The organism is Labedella populi, assembly GCF_004078655.1.
In the GTDB taxonomy this organism is placed as follows: Bacteria; Actinomycetota; Actinomycetes; order Actinomycetales; family Microbacteriaceae; genus Labedella; species Labedella populi.
Map to the genome: position 1 here is coordinate 167,292 of NZ_RZNC01000005.1, position 14,234 is coordinate 181,525.

The 14,234-nt window shown below is 70.4% G+C and carries 13 protein-coding genes; 5 read left to right on the plus strand and 8 right to left on the minus strand.

Annotated features, from left to right (window positions below; translation table 11 throughout):
• Window positions 1-40 precede the first annotated feature (40 nt).
• The 4 genes from araA to ELQ92_RS13685 all read right to left on the minus strand — a co-directional run bounded on the left by araA (window position 41) and on the right by ELQ92_RS13685 (window position 5,078).
• Window positions 41-1,555, minus strand: coding sequence for an L-arabinose isomerase (gene araA, locus ELQ92_RS13670; RefSeq protein ID WP_128499870.1), 1,515 nt, complete (start codon window positions 1,553-1,555; stop codon window positions 41-43).
• 47 nt (window positions 1,556-1,602) lie between these two features.
• On the minus strand, window positions 1,603-3,192 hold the full coding sequence (locus tag ELQ92_RS13675) for a xylulokinase (RefSeq protein ID WP_128499871.1): 1,590 nt from the start codon (window positions 3,190-3,192) through the stop codon (window positions 1,603-1,605).
• Window positions 3,189-3,929 (minus strand): L-ribulose-5-phosphate 4-epimerase, encoded by a 741-nt coding sequence (locus ELQ92_RS13680; RefSeq protein ID WP_128499872.1) that lies wholly within the window; start codon window positions 3,927-3,929, stop codon window positions 3,189-3,191. The genes ELQ92_RS13675 and ELQ92_RS13680 overlap by 4 nt, the downstream gene beginning before the upstream one ends.
• Before the next feature lie 123 nt (window positions 3,930-4,052).
• On the minus strand, window positions 4,053-5,078 hold the full coding sequence (locus ELQ92_RS13685; protein ID WP_128499873.1) for a LacI family DNA-binding transcriptional regulator: 1,026 nt from the start codon (window positions 5,076-5,078) through the stop codon (window positions 4,053-4,055).
• 195 nt (window positions 5,079-5,273) lie between these two features.
• Between ELQ92_RS13685 and ELQ92_RS13690 the strand changes: the two genes are divergently transcribed.
• A complete protein-coding gene (locus ELQ92_RS13690) occupies window positions 5,274-6,104 on the plus strand; it encodes a Rossmann-fold NAD(P)-binding domain-containing protein (protein ID WP_128499874.1) in 831 nt (276 codons plus the stop codon).
• A 125-nt stretch (window positions 6,105-6,229) separates the two neighbouring features.
• On the opposite strand, the gene ELQ92_RS13695 is transcribed toward ELQ92_RS13690, so the two are convergent.
• Window positions 6,230-7,228: a helix-turn-helix transcriptional regulator gene (locus tag ELQ92_RS13695; protein ID WP_128499875.1), complete on the minus strand. Its 999-nt coding sequence runs from the start codon at window positions 7,226-7,228 to the stop codon at window positions 6,230-6,232.
• Between the two features lie 111 nt (window positions 7,229-7,339).
• Here ELQ92_RS13695 and ELQ92_RS13700 point away from each other — a divergent pair, with 111 nt between their 5' ends.
• The 3 genes from ELQ92_RS13700 (at window position 7,340) to ELQ92_RS13710 (ending at window position 8,603) form a co-directional block, all read left to right on the plus strand.
• Complete coding sequence (locus ELQ92_RS13700) at window positions 7,340-7,792, plus strand: VOC family protein (protein WP_128499876.1); 453 nt, start codon at window positions 7,340-7,342, stop codon at window positions 7,790-7,792.
• 73 nt (window positions 7,793-7,865) lie between these two features.
• The gene (locus ELQ92_RS13705) at window positions 7,866-8,093 is read left to right on the plus strand and encodes an RNA-binding S4 domain-containing protein (protein WP_128499877.1); all 228 of its coding nucleotides are present in this window, start codon (window positions 7,866-7,868) and stop codon (window positions 8,091-8,093) included.
• 225 nt (window positions 8,094-8,318) lie between these two features.
• Window positions 8,319-8,603: a hypothetical protein gene (locus ELQ92_RS13710; RefSeq protein WP_128499878.1), complete on the plus strand. Its 285-nt coding sequence runs from the start codon at window positions 8,319-8,321 to the stop codon at window positions 8,601-8,603.
• 24 nt (window positions 8,604-8,627) lie between these two features.
• Here the strand turns inward: ELQ92_RS13710 and ELQ92_RS13715 are convergent, their stop codons facing one another.
• Entirely contained in the window at window positions 8,628-9,767 is a 1,140-nt protein-coding gene (locus tag ELQ92_RS13715; RefSeq protein WP_128499879.1) for an ROK family transcriptional regulator, read from the minus strand.
• Between the two features lie 87 nt (window positions 9,768-9,854).
• Here ELQ92_RS13715 and ELQ92_RS13720 point away from each other — a divergent pair, with 87 nt between their 5' ends.
• On the plus strand, window positions 9,855-12,020 hold the full coding sequence (locus ELQ92_RS13720; RefSeq protein WP_128499880.1) for an alpha-galactosidase: 2,166 nt from the start codon (window positions 9,855-9,857) through the stop codon (window positions 12,018-12,020).
• A 72-nt stretch (window positions 12,021-12,092) separates the two neighbouring features.
• Here the strand turns inward: ELQ92_RS13720 and ELQ92_RS13725 are convergent, their stop codons facing one another.
• Together ELQ92_RS13725 and ELQ92_RS13730 are read right to left on the minus strand one after the other, a co-directional pair.
• Window positions 12,093-13,430 (minus strand): hemolysin family protein, encoded by a 1,338-nt coding sequence (locus tag ELQ92_RS13725; protein WP_128499881.1) that lies wholly within the window; start codon window positions 13,428-13,430, stop codon window positions 12,093-12,095.
• Between the two features lie 166 nt (window positions 13,431-13,596).
• Window positions 13,597-14,133 (minus strand): DUF421 domain-containing protein, encoded by a 537-nt coding sequence (locus tag ELQ92_RS13730; RefSeq protein ID WP_128499882.1) that lies wholly within the window; start codon window positions 14,131-14,133, stop codon window positions 13,597-13,599.
• Window positions 14,134-14,234 lie beyond the last annotated feature (101 nt).

Here is a 14,234-nt window from a genome sequence, read left to right on the forward strand (position 1 = left end):
TGACTGTTGCGTACGCAGATGCGCCAGGAAGAGGGGCGGGTCAGAGGCCGTCGGCGATGCGGTGGTAGACGGCGTTCCAGCGCACCTCCTGCTCGAACGCGCGGAGCGTCGTCGACTCGTCGATCACGAGGAGCTCGACACCCGCAATGCGCGCGAAGTCCTCGAAGGCTTCGATCCCCACGGCCGTCGACATCACGGTGTGGTGCGCGGCGCCCGCGGTCAGCCACGCGGCCGCCGACGTCGCGAAGTCGGGCCGCGGCTGCCACACGGCGCGACCGACGGGGAGGTTCGGGAGCGGGGCGCGCGGCTCGACGACGTCGACGACGTTCGCGGTGAGGCGGAACCGGTCGCGGACATCCGAGAGCGCGACGACGACGGCCGTGCCGGGGTCGGCCGTGAAGACGAGGCGGACGGGATCGTCCTTGGCGCCGATCCCGAGCGGGTGGACCTCGAGGGTCGGCTTCGCCGTCGTGAGCGTCGGGCTCACCTCGAGCATGTGAGCCCCGAGGATCGTCTCGGCGCCGTCGACGAGGTCGTACGTGTAGTCCTCCATGAGGCTCGCGCCGCCGGGCAGTCCGCTGCCCATGACGTTCGCGACGCGCACGAGCACGGCCGTCTTCCAGTCGCCCTCGGCGCCGAAGCCGTAGCCGTCCGCCATGAGGCGCTGCACCGCGAGTCCCGGCAGCTGCCGGAGTGACCCGAGGTCCTCGAAGCTCGTCGTGAAGGCGGAGAAGCCACCCTCCTCGAGGAAGCCGCGCAGCCCGAGCTCGATCGCCGCACCGTCACGGAGCGAGCTGTGCCGCTCGCCGCCGACGCGCAACTCCGGCGCGACGTCGTAGAGCTCCTCGTACTCCGCCACGAGCGCGTCGATCGCATCGGATGGCACGGCGTCGACAGCGGCCGCCAGCTCGTTGACCGACCACGTGTTGACCTGGACGCCGAAACGGTGCTCGGCCTCGGTCTTGTCGCCCTCCGTGACCGCGACGTAGCGCATGTTGTCGCCGAACCGCGCGAGCTTCATGTTTTGCGCGGCGTGCCACCCCGCGGCCGCGCGACTCCACGTCGCGATCTCGGCCGTGACGCGCGGGTTCGTCGCGTGACCGACGACGGTCTTCCGCGCGACGCCGAGCCTCGTCTGGATGTAGCCGAACTCGCGGTCGCCGTGCGCCGCCTGGTTGAGGTTCATGAAGTCGAAATCGATGTCGGCGTAGGGCAACTCGACATTCGCCTGCGTGTGGAAGTGCAGGAGCGGCTTCTGCAAAGCGTCGAGCCCCGCGATCCACATCTTGGCCGGACTGAACGTGTGCATCCATGCGATCAGCCCGATCACGTTGTCGTCGCCGTTCGCGTCGAGCATCGCGCGACGGATCGACGCCGAGTCGGTCAGAACGGGTTTCCAAACGATGCGGACGGGAAGCCCCGAGTCGCCGAGGGTCGTCGCGATGGTCTGCGACTGCTCGGCGACCTGGCGGAGGGTGTCCTCGCCGTAGAGGCCCTGACTGCCGGTCAGGAACCAGATCTCGAGGGCATCGAACGAGGTCGTGAGTGCGGGCATGGGAGGTCCTTCTTCCTGTCTGCAGAATGGGCGTCGTGAGCGGAGCGTCAGAGAGCGCTGACCGCGGAGCGTTCGATGGCGAGCCCCGACTCGTAGCGCGCGAGGTAGACCCTGAAGCCCGCGACGTCGTCGGGCGCGGGTGCCGCGGTGTCGATCGCGGCACCCGCGAAGACGTGGTCGTGGAGGTAATCGCCGAGAGACGCACCGGACGGAGCCGCCGAAAGGTACGACGCGAGGACGGCGATGCCCCACGCGCCGCCCTCCGACGCGGTCCGCATGACCGCGACGGGCGCATCGATCGCGGCGGCCAAGAACCGCTGCGCGACGCCCGCCGTGCGGAAGACGCCGCCGTGGGCGAACATCGTGTCGAGGGCGACGCCCTCATCCGCGAGAACGCGCATGCCGAGGCTTAGGGTCCCGAAGACGCCGTAGACCTGTGCCCGCATGAAATTCGCGAGCGTGAAGCGACTGTCCGGGGCGCGGACGACGAGAGGCCGCCCCTCGTCGAGACCCGCGATCGGTTCACCCGCGAGATGGTTGTACGCGAGTAGTCCCCCCGCGTCGGAATCGCCCTCGAGCGCTTCGCGGAAGAGCGTCTCGAAGGCGGCGTCCGCGTCGACCGGGGCTCCGGAGGCTTCGGAGAAGCGCCGGAACAGTCCCACCCAAGCGGCGAGTTCACTCGCGCCGTTGTTGCAGTGCACCATCGCGACGGGATCGCCCCCCGGCGTCGTGACGACGTCGAGTTCGGGGTGCGGGTGCTGCAAGGGGCGTTCGAGGACGACCATCGCGAAGATGCTCGTCCCGGCGCTCACGTTGCCGGTGCGCGGCGAGACCGCTCCCGTCGCCACCATGCCGGTTCCGGCGTCACCCTCCGGCGGGCACATCGGGATACCCGGGCGGAGCGCTCCCGTCGGATCGAGAAGGGCTGCGCCGTCCGCCGTGAGCTCTCCCGCCGGACGTCCCGCCGCGAGCACGGTCGGCAGCACGTCGGGGAGTCGAAACCCCGGCGTGGTGGGAGCCACGAGGTCGTCATAGCGCGCGAGGAGGTCGGCGTCGTAATCGGTCGTCGACGAGTCGATCGGGAACATGCCGGACGCGTCGCCCACCCCGAGGACCTTCTCACCCGTGAGCCGCCAGTGGACGTAACCCGCGAGCGTCGTCACGAACCGGATGTCGGGGACGTGCGGCTCCGCGTCGAGTACCGCCTGGTGCAGGTGCGCGATCGACCAGCGGAGGGGGATGTTGACACCGAACAGTCCGGAGAGCTCCTCCGAGGCGCGGCCCGTCGTGGTGTTGCGCCACGTCCGGAACGGAACGAGCAGTTCGTCGCTCTCGTCGAACGCGAGGTAGCCGTGCATCATCGCCGAGATCCCGATCGCGCCGACGGTCTCCGGTCGGACGCCGTAACGACGCTCGACATCGGCCACGAGGTCGGCGAAGGCCGCTCGAAGACCCGTCCACACGTCGTCGAGCGAGTACGTCCACATCCTGTCGACGAATGCGTTCTCCCAGTCGTGGCTCCCGGTCGCGAGCACGTCCGACGGGTCCTCCCCGACGAGGCAGGCCTTGATGCGGGTGGAACCGAGTTCGATGCCGAGGGACGTGCGCCCAGCGAGGATCGCCTCTGCGCCGCTCATCGGCGCTCGTCCGATGCCTGGCCGTACACGTTCTGGTACCGCGAGAAGAGCGCGTCGACGCGATCCTGCGGGATGGGGATGAGCGGACCGGCCTCGCGCGCGATGTGCACCGTGCGGGCCGCGTCCTCGCACATCACGGCGGCCTTCACGGCATCGGCCGCGTCGACCCCGATCGTGAAGGGGCCGTGGTTCTGCATGAGGACCGCACGGGATCGGTGACCCGACAGCGTCTCGACGATGCCCCGGCCGATCGAGTCGTCGCCGATGATCGCGAACGGGCCGATCGGGATGGGCCCGCCGAACTCATCGGCCATGCCCGTGATGACGCACGGGATCTCCTCGCCGCGGGCCGCCCAGGCGACCGCATACGTCGAGTGGGTGTGCACGACGCCGCCGACGTCCGGCATGTTCCGGTAGACGTAGGCGTGGGCCGCGGTGTCGCTCGACGGGGTGCGTTCGCTGCCCGGCGTACCGGGGAGGACGCTGCCGTCGAGGTCGCACAGGATCATGCTCTCGGGGGTGAGGTCGTCGTATGAGACCCCGGACGGCTTGATGACGAAGAGATCGGCACCGGGGACACGGCCGGAGACGTTTCCGCCCGTCCAGACGACGAGCCCATAACGGACGAGCTCTCCGTGGAGCCGGGCGACGTCCGCCCTGACGGTCTCGATCGCCGACAGGATGTCCGGATCCGAGAGGTGGGGCGGGGGCGTCGTCGCCGCGGCAGGGCTCGTCATACGTTTCTCCAGTGAAAGTGGTCGAGCGCCGGCTCCCACCGGCTCCGAATGATGTTACCGGTAACATGCTCTCGCCGCCAGAGGCCCGGTCTGCGCAGGCCCGAACACCGAGATCCGATCGGATCAGCGCGAGAAGGCCTCCGTCGATGCCCTCACGACGAGCCGTGGTGCCGCCGGCTCCGAGCCCGTCTCGCCGAGCACGGCGTCGATGGCGCGACGCGCCTCGCCGGCCACATCCACGCGCACGGTCGTGAGCGCCGGCGTGTAGAACGCCGCATCCGGGTTGTCGTCGAACCCCACGATCGAGACGCCGCCCGGAACCGCGATGCCGCGCGCGGTGAGGCCCGCCATGAGGCCGAGCGCCATCTGGTCGTTGGCGACGACGATCCCCGTCGGCGTGTTCCTGCCGACATTCCTGCTGTTGTCCGTTCCGGCGTTCCTGCCCGCGAGCAACGTTTCGACTGCTTCCGCCAGTGCGTGGCCGGAGGACGCCGTCCAGTCGCCCTCCCAACGCGCGACGACCTGGACGCCAGACCGCGCCGCCGCCATGGCGACGCCCGCACTCCGGACCGAGGACTCCAACCAGTCAGACGGGCCGGCGATCTCGGCGATCCGGCGGTGACCGAGATCCGCGAGGTGTGTGACGGTGAGTGCCGCCCCGTCCGCCTGACGTGCCCCCGGTTCGGCGTGAAGCGACACGACCGGGATCGTGATGGCCGCCTTCTCGACAGCCGCACGCGTGCCCACATGAGGCGCGACGAGCACGATACCGTCCACGCCTTGGGCGAGGAGATGTCCGACCGCCGCGAGCACCGACTCGGCGTCGTCCGCGTCGGCGTAGGCCGTCGCGATCCAACGTCCCCGCTCGCGAGCCGCCGCCTCGAGGGCCGTGATCCCCGCCGACGGACCGTACAGCGAGGTGTCGGAGGCGACGACCCCGATGATGCGTGAACGACGTGTGCCGAGAGCGCGCGCCGCGTTGTTGATGCGGTAGTCGAGCGACGCGACCGCGTCGAGCACCCGTTGGCGCGTCTCGTCCCGGATGCCGGGGTAGTCGTTGAGCACACGCGAGACCGTCTGCGTCGAGACGCCGGCGAGACGCGCGACGTCACGGACGCCGACCGGCCGACCCGCTTCGCTCTCGCTCATCACGGCTCAGCGTAGCGCCGTGCTCGGTACCGAGCCCCGAGGGCCGTGCCTCGCTCAGGGCGCGTCCTCCCTGGTCGCGTCCGCCCTGAGGCCCTCACCCGGCGGGTTTGCGTACGCAACGGACAACGGCGGGTGGAATTGCACCCGCCGTTGTCCGTTGCGTACGCAGTTGCTCGGGTGTGGCACAGTCGGTCCGTGACGACTCTCCCCGCGCGCGCACCCGGCACCACCCTCATCGCCGGATGCGGGAAGCTCGGCACGGCGCTCGGCCATCGCATCATCGCCGCGGGGGGCCGGGTCGTCGCGCTCCGTCGCGACGTGAGCGGCGTTCCGCCGACGTTCTCGTCGATCGCGGCGGACCTCTCCGAACCGAGCGCCACCCCGCTCCCCCACGCCGACTCCCTCGTTGTGACCCTCACGCCGAGTGCCGTGAACGGCGGCTACCGGACCGCCCTTTCCGGGTTGACCGCGGCACTGCCCACGCGGCCCACCCGCACCGTCTTCGTCTCGTCGACCGGCGTCTTCGAGAGCTGGCGTGGCCCCCAGCCGATCACGGAATCCGGCGAACCCACGGGTGAGACCGAGCGGGCGCGGATGCTGATCGACGGAGAGTCGGCCGCCGTCGACATCCTCGGCGCGATCATTCTCCGCCCGGCCGGGATCTACGGTCCGGGCCGCGACTTCCTCATCCGGCAGACCCTCACGGCACCCTCGGTCGACGGTGGGCGGATGACGAACCGGATCCACGAGGCCGACCTCGCCCGTGCGCTCGAGGTACTCCTGACCATGGAGGCACCTCCACGCGTCCTCCACGCCGTCGACGAGGAACCGGCGGCACTCCGCGCGGTCGTCGACCACATCGCATCACGGCTCGGTGTCACGGCACCGCCCACGGCTGAGAGCAACGAACCGAGCGGCAACGCCTTCGACGGGACGGCACTCCGCTCCGTGCTCGGCCACCTCGAGTATCCCGACTACAGGGTCGGCTACGACGAACTCGTCGCCGCCCACGGCCGTCAGGACTGAGCCGCCTCGACAGTCCACAATCGCGTGCGCAACGGCGACTGCGGGTGCAATTCCACCCGCAGTTGTCCACTGCGCACGCGATCGCCCCGTGCGCGAGGGGGCTGCGGCACGCCGCGGCGTCCCAATCACGTGACGGTCGAGGGGCCCGTCGCGGCCGCGGTGGCCCGAGCCGCCAGCGCGGCGAACGCTGTACGCAGCTCGAGCGGATGAACGTCCGAGAGGGGCACCTCCCAGCGACTGAGGGTGGCGGCGAGGCTCCCCCACGACCACGAGCCCAGCCGGACGCGCGACCGCTCATCGTCGAGCGTCTCCGCGGTCCCGTCCCCGACGAAGGGTGCGACGTCGGCGAGCGCCGCATGCACCGTCGCCTCGCCCCAGCACGCCCAGCTGCCCTCGCCGTCGGACCCGCGGAAGCGCGCAGACAGGTAGCGCGCAGGATCACCGCCGGGGACGACGCGGGGCGCGAACCGACGCCCGTTGTGGCTGCGGAGCTCCATGCGATCGACGCGGTAGACCCGCCACTCCTCGTGCTCGGCGGAATAGCCGATCAGGTACCAGCAGCCGACGTGCAGGAGCAGGTGATGCGGTTCGATCCTGCGCACGCGGTCCTCCCAAGACACGCCCGGAGAGGCGTAGCCGAAGCGCAGTTCCTCCCCCGCCCGGATCGCCTCGCCGACCCGGAGGAGGACGGCCGGATCGACGACGGTCGGCGCTCCCCCGGTCGGCGCCGCTGAGACGGACACGAGACCCGTGATGCGGTGCGCGAGGTGCGAGGGCATGAGACGCGACATCGTACCGAGGGCACGCTCCGCCGCTTCGTCGAGATCCGCCCCGAGCGCCCCCGCGGTCCGCAATGCGAGCACGATGGCGACGACCTGCTCATCATCGAACCGCAGCGGCGGCAGCCGGGAACCGGCCTGCAAGCGGTATCCGCCGTCCGGACCGCGCGTGGCGTCGATCCGGTAGTCGAGTTCGCGCAAGCGGCCGATGTCGCGGCGCACGGTGCGCTCGCTCACGTCGAGCCGACGGGCGAGCGCCGGTGCCGGCCAATCACGCCGCGTCTGCAGGAGCGACAGCAGCGCGAGCAGTCGCTTCGACGTGGAAGGCGAATCGGAGACCGGCATGGGGACATCCTCTCTCACATACCGGACGTTCCCTGACCGCAATGGCACGGACCCTGGTCTCACCCCAATCGGTAATGACACGAGCGGACGCTCACCTATCGAGGAGACACCATGACCCTGACCACGACGACCCACCTCAACTTCCACGGCGAGGCACGAGAGGCCCTCGCGTTCTACGCCGCGGCCTTCGGTGGCGACAGCACCGTCACCACGTATGGGGACCTCGGCATGCCGGCCGGCCTCCCCGACAGCGACAAGGTGGTCTTCGGCGCCGCCTTCTCTCCCGTGGGATTCCGAGTCATGGCGTACGACGTACCCGGGCGGAGCGAGCCGCGAGCGGTGGCGGCCACCCACCGAGAGAACGGCACGACTGTGACGGACTCACCGTTCTTCGTCGCATTCGGCGGCGACAGTCTCGGCGAGGTGACCGGCCCGTGGACCGCGCTGTCCGAGGGCGCAACGGTCATCGAGCCGCTCGCCGCATCGGCCTGGTCCCCCGGGTTCGGCATGCTCACCGATCGCTTCGGGGTCACGTGGACCGTGAGTGTGGCGCCCGCCTCCTGACGTGAGGCCGCCGGGCCCCCGAATGCCTGAACACCAGGTCTGCTGGGCAGGGCGCATCGGTTAGCATTCCGGGATGACGAAGCGAACGCCGACCGAGGACGTTGTGATCGGTGGAGAGATGATCCGCCTCGGGCAGTTCCTCAAGTTCGCCGGGATCCTCGACTCCGGGGGCGAGGTGAAGGAGATCATCGCCGACGGTCTCGTGACCGTGAACGGCGAGGTCGACCGGCGCCGGGGGCGGCAGCTCGCCGTCGGGGACGTCGTGGGGTTCGAGGGGCGCCGGTTCCGCGTCAGCGCGTGATACTCGGGTCGTCAGCCGTTCGCCGGCTCAAGCGACCCCGTCCCCGTGATCCGGACGTAGTCAGGCCGAGGAAGCCGTGACGGCCGACGTCGGGAAGGCGTCGTCCCCCGGTGGGCGGGCCGACATCGTAACCGGGGGCCACGGGAAGAGGTCAAGTGCTCGACCGAAGGGGGAGTCGCTTCTTACCGTCGTCTTGAGGATGCGCTGACCGACGGAGGGGACGAGATGAATCACACGTTGATCCTGGGCGGACGATCGTATCCGCTCGACGTCGCGCAATCGGTCGACGGGTTGGAGGAGGACATCCTCACTGCGGCGCGCGACGGCGGGCGGTTCGTCGTCGTGACGCTCGCCGGCGGGAGCCGCCTGTCGTGCCTCGTGACGCAGGGCGTCTCGATCGCGATCGAGGAGGCGGCCCCGCTCGAGTTCACGGACCAGGAGGAGCCGCCCGCTCCCACGGGGCGCCGCCTGCACGCCGTCGGCCCCCCGCCGTCCACCCACACGGGATGACAGCGATCCACCCGCCGGCCCACGTCAGTCGTCGAGGAGGAACGACTGGATCGCGGCGGCGGCAGCCCCTCGCGCCCATTCGTCGAAGCCGCTCGGATCCCTCACGATGCGAACCGGTCCCGCGAGTGGTCGCCGGTCCGCGTCGAGCGCCGCGCGCACCTCGGATCGCGCGATGTCGTACAGCGCCACGCCGTCCCCCGCGATGACGATGTCACTCACGCTCGTGAGATTGGCGACGAGGGCGAGGAGCCGACCGAACGCGGCACCGGACATCCGGACGACCGCCGCGGCCTCCGCCTCTCCCCCGTGGGCGAGCCGCAACACGTCGGCGTAGTCGAGGGAGCGGCCGATGCGTGAGGACGCTTCCCCGACGATCCCCGGGATCGTGAGCATCGCCGATGCACACCCGACGTGGCCCTCCACGCACGTCCACCCGTCGGAGCGGAGCGGGAGATGCGCGGCCAGTCCGACGCCCGAGTCGGGACGGGCGACGACACGGTCGTCGATGACGAGCCCGTAGCCGACGCCCATGCCGATGGTCACGACGGCCACGTCGCGGAGTCCGCGGCCGGCGCCGAACCACTGCACCGCTCGAGTGAGTGCGAGCACGTCGTTCTCGATGACGAGGGTCTCATCGGAGCCGGAGCCGCCCCGGAGCATCTCGCGCAGCGGCACGTCGCGCCACTCGAGGTACGGAGCGTGCCGCACGACACCGTCGGGATCGACGAGTCCGCCGAGTCCCACCCCGATCGCGAGGACACGCTCGCCGTGCGTGATGTCGGCTACGAGCCCCCTGAGCATCGCCGCGACCGCCTCGGGGCGACGGTCTTCGAGAGGCCGCTCCGCCTGGCGCAGGACTCGGGCACGGAGATCGGTGGCGACGACGGTCATAGCGTCCCCGGTGAGTTTCGCGCCCACGACGACGCCGAGGTCGAGTCGCACGTCGAGGGGCCGAACGGGGCGGCCGAGCGCCTTGTCCGCGGGCCCGTGACCCTCGACGATGAAACCGGCGTCGGTGAGCATCCGGGTCAATCGGGACAGGCTCGCGGGCGAGAGGCCGAGGGTCCGCCCGAGTTCAGCGCGTGTCACGGGGCCGTGGATGAGGATCTGGCGGGCGAGCTCTCGGGCGGACGGGATCAGCCCGCCTGTCGTGATCTGCTTCATCGTCCGATCCCCTCCGCGCTGCACACCGGTCAGCCCGCGGCGACCGCCCGGCTTGACCGCACTTTATTTCTACCGTAGAAATAAGTCATGCAACGACGCGACATGCTCCATCTCCGGCGCGGCGGCACGAGCGTCGTCATCGACCTCGCGACCCCCCTCCCCACGATCCTCTGGTGGGGAGAGGACCTCGGAGAGGTCGCCGACGGGGAGTTGCGCGACCTCGCGACCGCCTCCATCCCGCAGCGGGCGTCCGGCGGGCTCGATGACCCGGCGCCACTCACGCTGCTGCCGCAGCACGCAGACGGGTGGTTCGGCTCGCCCGGTCTGCGCGGGCACCGGACCGGCGGACTCGGCTTCTCACCCGCCCTCCGCACGACTCACGTGGAGGCCGTGCGCGACGCGGACACCGGAGCGGACAGGACGAACGGGCCCGCGACGAGCATCATCGCCCAGGCCGCAGACCCCTCCGCAGCCCTCGGCGCCGAGTTCCGGCTCGCGATCGGCGCCGGTGGCGTCGTCACGAGCACCATCGCCCTCACGAACACCGGCGACGACGAATACACGCTCGACGCCCTCGCCGTCACGCTCCCCGTGCCGCCGTCGGCGCGCGAGATCCTCGACACGACGGGACGGCACCTGCACGAGCGCTCGCCGCAACGCCACGCGTTCACGATCGGCACCCACGAGCGGTCGAGTCACAAGGGCCGCCCCGGCGCCGACGCGACCCTGCTGCTCGTCGCGGGCGAACCGGGTTTCGGCTTCGAGCGGGGGATCGCCCACGCGCTGCACGTGGGATGGAGCGGCAACCACGTGATCCGCGCCGAGAAACGCGTCACGGGCGAGACCCTGCTCATGGGTGGCGAGCTGCTCGGCTCCGGCGAGATCGTCCTCGCACCCGGCGAGTCGTACACGACTCCGACCGTCTACGGAACCTGGGGCGATGGGCTCAACGCGCTCTCCGCCCGACTGCACGAACACGTCCGTGCCCGGCCGACTCACCCGTCACGCCCGCGCCCCGTGACGCTCAACACGTGGGAAGCGGTCTACTTCGATCAGAACTTCGCCGGTCTCGCCGAGCTCGCGGAGGTCGCCGCCGGCGTGGGCGCCGAGCGCTTCGTCCTCGATGACGGCTGGTTCCGCGGCCGACGCGACGACACGACGTCCCTCGGCGACTGGTACGTCGACGAGACGGTATGGCCGGAGGGACTCCGCCCTCTCGCCGACCACGTCCGCTCGCTCGGGCTCGAGTTCGGGCTCTGGTTCGAACCCGAGATGGTGAGCCTCGACAGCGACCTCGCGCGGGAACACCCGGACTGGATGCTCGCCGTGGCAGGGCGCACACCGCTCCCCGGACGACAGCAGTACGTCCTCGACGTCGCGAACCCGGCGGTCTCGGCCTACCTGCTCGAGCGGATCGACGCGCTCGTCGCGGAGCTCGGCATCGCCTACATCAAGTGGGACCACAACCGTGACGTCGTCGACGGCGCCTCCTCGATGACGGGGCGTGCGGGCGTCCACGAGGCGACCGTCGCGCTCTATGCACTCTTCGACGAGCTCCGCCGTCGCCATCCCGGGCTCGAGATCGAATCGTGCGCATCGGGAGGCGCCCGCGTCGACCTCGGCATCCTCGAGCACACCGATCGCGTCTGGACGAGCGATTGCATCGACCCCATCGAGCGGCTCGACATCCAGCGCTACACGGGGCTGCTGCTCCCACCCGAACTCATGGGCGAGCACGTCAGCGGCCCGACGTCGCACTCGACGGGACGGACGCTCGGCCTCGACCTTCGAGCCGCCGGCGCGATCTTCGGCCACTTCGGCGTGGAGTGGGACGTGCGCGAGGCCTCTCCGGAGGAGCGCGCACACCTCGGCGACTGGATCTCCGCCCACAAGCGGTGGCGTGATCGCCTCCACACCGCACGGACCGTTCACGTGGACGTCACCGATCCCGCGATCGACCTGCGGGGCGCCATCACGCACGACGGATCGTGGGGACTCTTCGCCCTGACCCAGGTCACGACCGGCATCGCGCATCCGCCGGGACGGTTCGTCCTCGCTGGGCTCGACCCCGCGCGCCTCTACACGGTTCGCGTACCCGCCCCGCTCCCCCGTGTGCTCGGCCCCGGGCAGTCGCCGCTACCGTGGGCGCAGGACGGCGTGACCCTTTCGGGGCGCGCCCTCATGTCGGTGGGCCTGCAGCGGCCGATCCTCTTCCCCCAGCACTCCATCCTCATCGAGCTCACGACCGACTGACCCTCCCCCACCTCCCGTGAGGTGTCACCTGTGGTCGCCTCCCGGACGGCGAGAGCGACCACACCGGACACCTCACCGGGTTGCGTCGGACGGGCGCGGCGCGTCGCCTTCGGCGGGGACATCATCGGCGGGGCGGGGGCGCTTCGTGACGAGGAGTTCCGAGATGCGGCGCCGGTCCATCGCCGTCACCTGGATCGTGGCACCGTCGAGCTCGACCGAGTCTCCGACGGCCGCGAGACGGCCGAGTCGGTCGAGGACGAACCCGGCGACGGTGTCCCATGTACCGCGGGGCACCTGCAGCCCCGTCGTCTCCTCGAAGTCCTGGATGTTGAGGCGACCGTCGACGAGACCGCCCTCCGCGGCGAGCTCGTCTGGCGCCACATCGGTGTCGTACTCGTCGAAGATCTCGCCGACGACCTCCTCGACGAGGTCCTCGAGCGTCACGATGCCGTCCGTCCCGCCGTACTCATCGACGACGACGGCGATCTGCTGGTTCTTCGCCCGCATGCCCGTGAGCGTCGGCAGCACTCGCGCTGTCGACGGCAGGTACGGGATGTCGCGCACGACGGCCGTGAGGGGGCGGGTGGCGTCCTCGGACGCCGCGTCGAAGAGGTCACGCACGTGCACGAAGCCGGTGATGTCATCGATCGACTGGTCGACCACCGGGTAGCGCGAGAACGGCTGGTCCTGGACGCGATCGACGGCGTCCGCGATCGTCCCCGCACCATCGAGCGCCGCGACCTCCGGACGCGGCCGCATGACCTCGCTGATCTGGCGGTCCCGCAACGACAGCACGTCGTCGAGGATGCGGCGCTCATCGTCGGGCAGGCCCTCGTGGCTCGACACGATGTCGCGCAACTCCTCCTCGGTCAGCTCCTCGCCCGACTTGTTCGGGTCGCCGCCGAGCAGGCGCACGACCGCGTTCGTCGAGACCGACAGGAGCCAGATGACGGGACGCATGAGCGTCGCGAACCCGTTCAAAACGGGGGCGACGGCGTAAGCGAATGCGGCGTTCCGCTGGATTGCAAGGCGTTTCGGTGCGAGCTCGCCGAGCACGAGCGAGAGGTACGCGATCACGAGGGTGAGCGCGATCGTCGCGACGGTCGAGGCGACCGGCTCCGACAGGCCGAGCGACACGAACAGCGGCGCGACGGACGGGGCGATCGAGGACGCGCCGTACGCGGCCGACGCGAACCCGGCGACGGTCACGCCGATCTGCACGGCGGAGAGGAAGGTGTTCGGGTTCCGGGCGAGGCCCGCGACCTTCTCGCCGCGCTTGCCGCGCTGCGCGATCGCGTTCACCTGACTCTCGCGCAGGGTGACGAGCGCCATCTCCGTGGCGGCGAAAACGCCACCGACGAGGACGAAGACGACGACGAGGGCGATGTTGAGGAGGAGGTCGCCGTTCATCGGCCGCCCTCCGTCCCGGTGCGGTGGTTCGCGCGTGGGGCCATTTCGTCACGGGCCCTCTGACAGCCGGACGAGGGGTCGACGGATCGTGTCATGAACCCAGCGTAGGGAACGCCGTCGAGAGTACGCCGGGCGCGGGGCAGCCGGGGTCCCCGCTCGGCACCCGTCAGTCGTCCGAGGAGGACCACCGCCCGACGTCGCCGTCCACGTCGGCGAGGGCGGATCCGTCCCCGAGCTGCTGCTTCGGGATGACGCTGAGCTTCCCGTTCGTCTCGAGGACGACGGCGGCGACGAGTGAGAGATCCCCCACCCCGCTGCTGCGGACGGCCTGATGGAGCTCCTGCTCGGTGAGCCGATTGCGGGCGAGTGCCCGAGTATCGACCCTCCCGTCGGTGAGGACCATGGTGGGTCGGGACTTCACGATCTTCTGCACGTGCGGGAGTCGTGACGTCGTGAAGGCCACGAGCAGCTGCAGGGCCGCGAGCAGGGCGAGGGCGATCGCCCCCTCGACCCACGCGACGTCCGAACTCAGAAGGATCGTCGCGAGAGTGGAGCCGAGCGCCACCGTCACGATAAAGTCGAAGGCGTTCAGCTGGCTGAGGGTCCTCTTCCCGGACAACCGGAGGAGGAGGACCAGGAAGACGTATGCTGCGGTCCCGACGAGCAGCACCCGCCAGACATCGGACCACGAGTCGAACCACATGGATGCTCCTTGACGGTCAGCGGACGTCGACCCCACCAGTGAACACGGTTCACCGGTTTCGGGCGACCTCTGGCGCCCGGTGACCGAAGAAGCTATCCGCC

Excerpts from the sequence above, each read along its gene's own strand:
- araA (WP_128499870.1), bottom strand. The coding sequence starts at position 1,555 with ATGCCCGCACTCACGACCTCGTTCGATGCCCTCGAGATCTGGTTCCTG.
- ELQ92_RS13675 (WP_128499871.1), bottom strand. The coding sequence starts at position 3,192 with ATGAGCGGCGCAGAGGCGATCCTCGCTGGGCGCACGTCCCTCGGCATC.
- ELQ92_RS13680 (WP_128499872.1), bottom strand. The coding sequence starts at position 3,929 with ATGACGAGCCCTGCCGCGGCGACGACGCCCCCGCCCCACCTCTCGGAT.
- ELQ92_RS13685 (WP_128499873.1), bottom strand. The coding sequence starts at position 5,078 with ATGAGCGAGAGCGAAGCGGGTCGGCCGGTCGGCGTCCGTGACGTCGCG.
- ELQ92_RS13695 (WP_128499875.1), bottom strand. The coding sequence starts at position 7,228 with ATGCCGGTCTCCGATTCGCCTTCCACGTCGAAGCGACTGCTCGCGCTG.
- ELQ92_RS13700 (WP_128499876.1), top strand. The coding sequence starts at position 7,340 with ATGACCCTGACCACGACGACCCACCTCAACTTCCACGGCGAGGCACGA.
- ELQ92_RS13705 (WP_128499877.1), top strand. The coding sequence starts at position 7,866 with ATGACGAAGCGAACGCCGACCGAGGACGTTGTGATCGGTGGAGAGATG.
- ELQ92_RS13710 (WP_128499878.1), top strand. The coding sequence starts at position 8,319 with ATGAATCACACGTTGATCCTGGGCGGACGATCGTATCCGCTCGACGTC.
- ELQ92_RS13715 (WP_128499879.1), bottom strand. The coding sequence starts at position 9,767 with ATGAAGCAGATCACGACAGGCGGGCTGATCCCGTCCGCCCGAGAGCTC.
- ELQ92_RS13720 (WP_128499880.1), top strand. The coding sequence starts at position 9,855 with ATGCAACGACGCGACATGCTCCATCTCCGGCGCGGCGGCACGAGCGTC.
- ELQ92_RS13725 (WP_128499881.1), bottom strand. The coding sequence starts at position 13,430 with ATGAACGGCGACCTCCTCCTCAACATCGCCCTCGTCGTCGTCTTCGTC.
- ELQ92_RS13730 (WP_128499882.1), bottom strand. The coding sequence starts at position 14,133 with ATGTGGTTCGACTCGTGGTCCGATGTCTGGCGGGTGCTGCTCGTCGGG.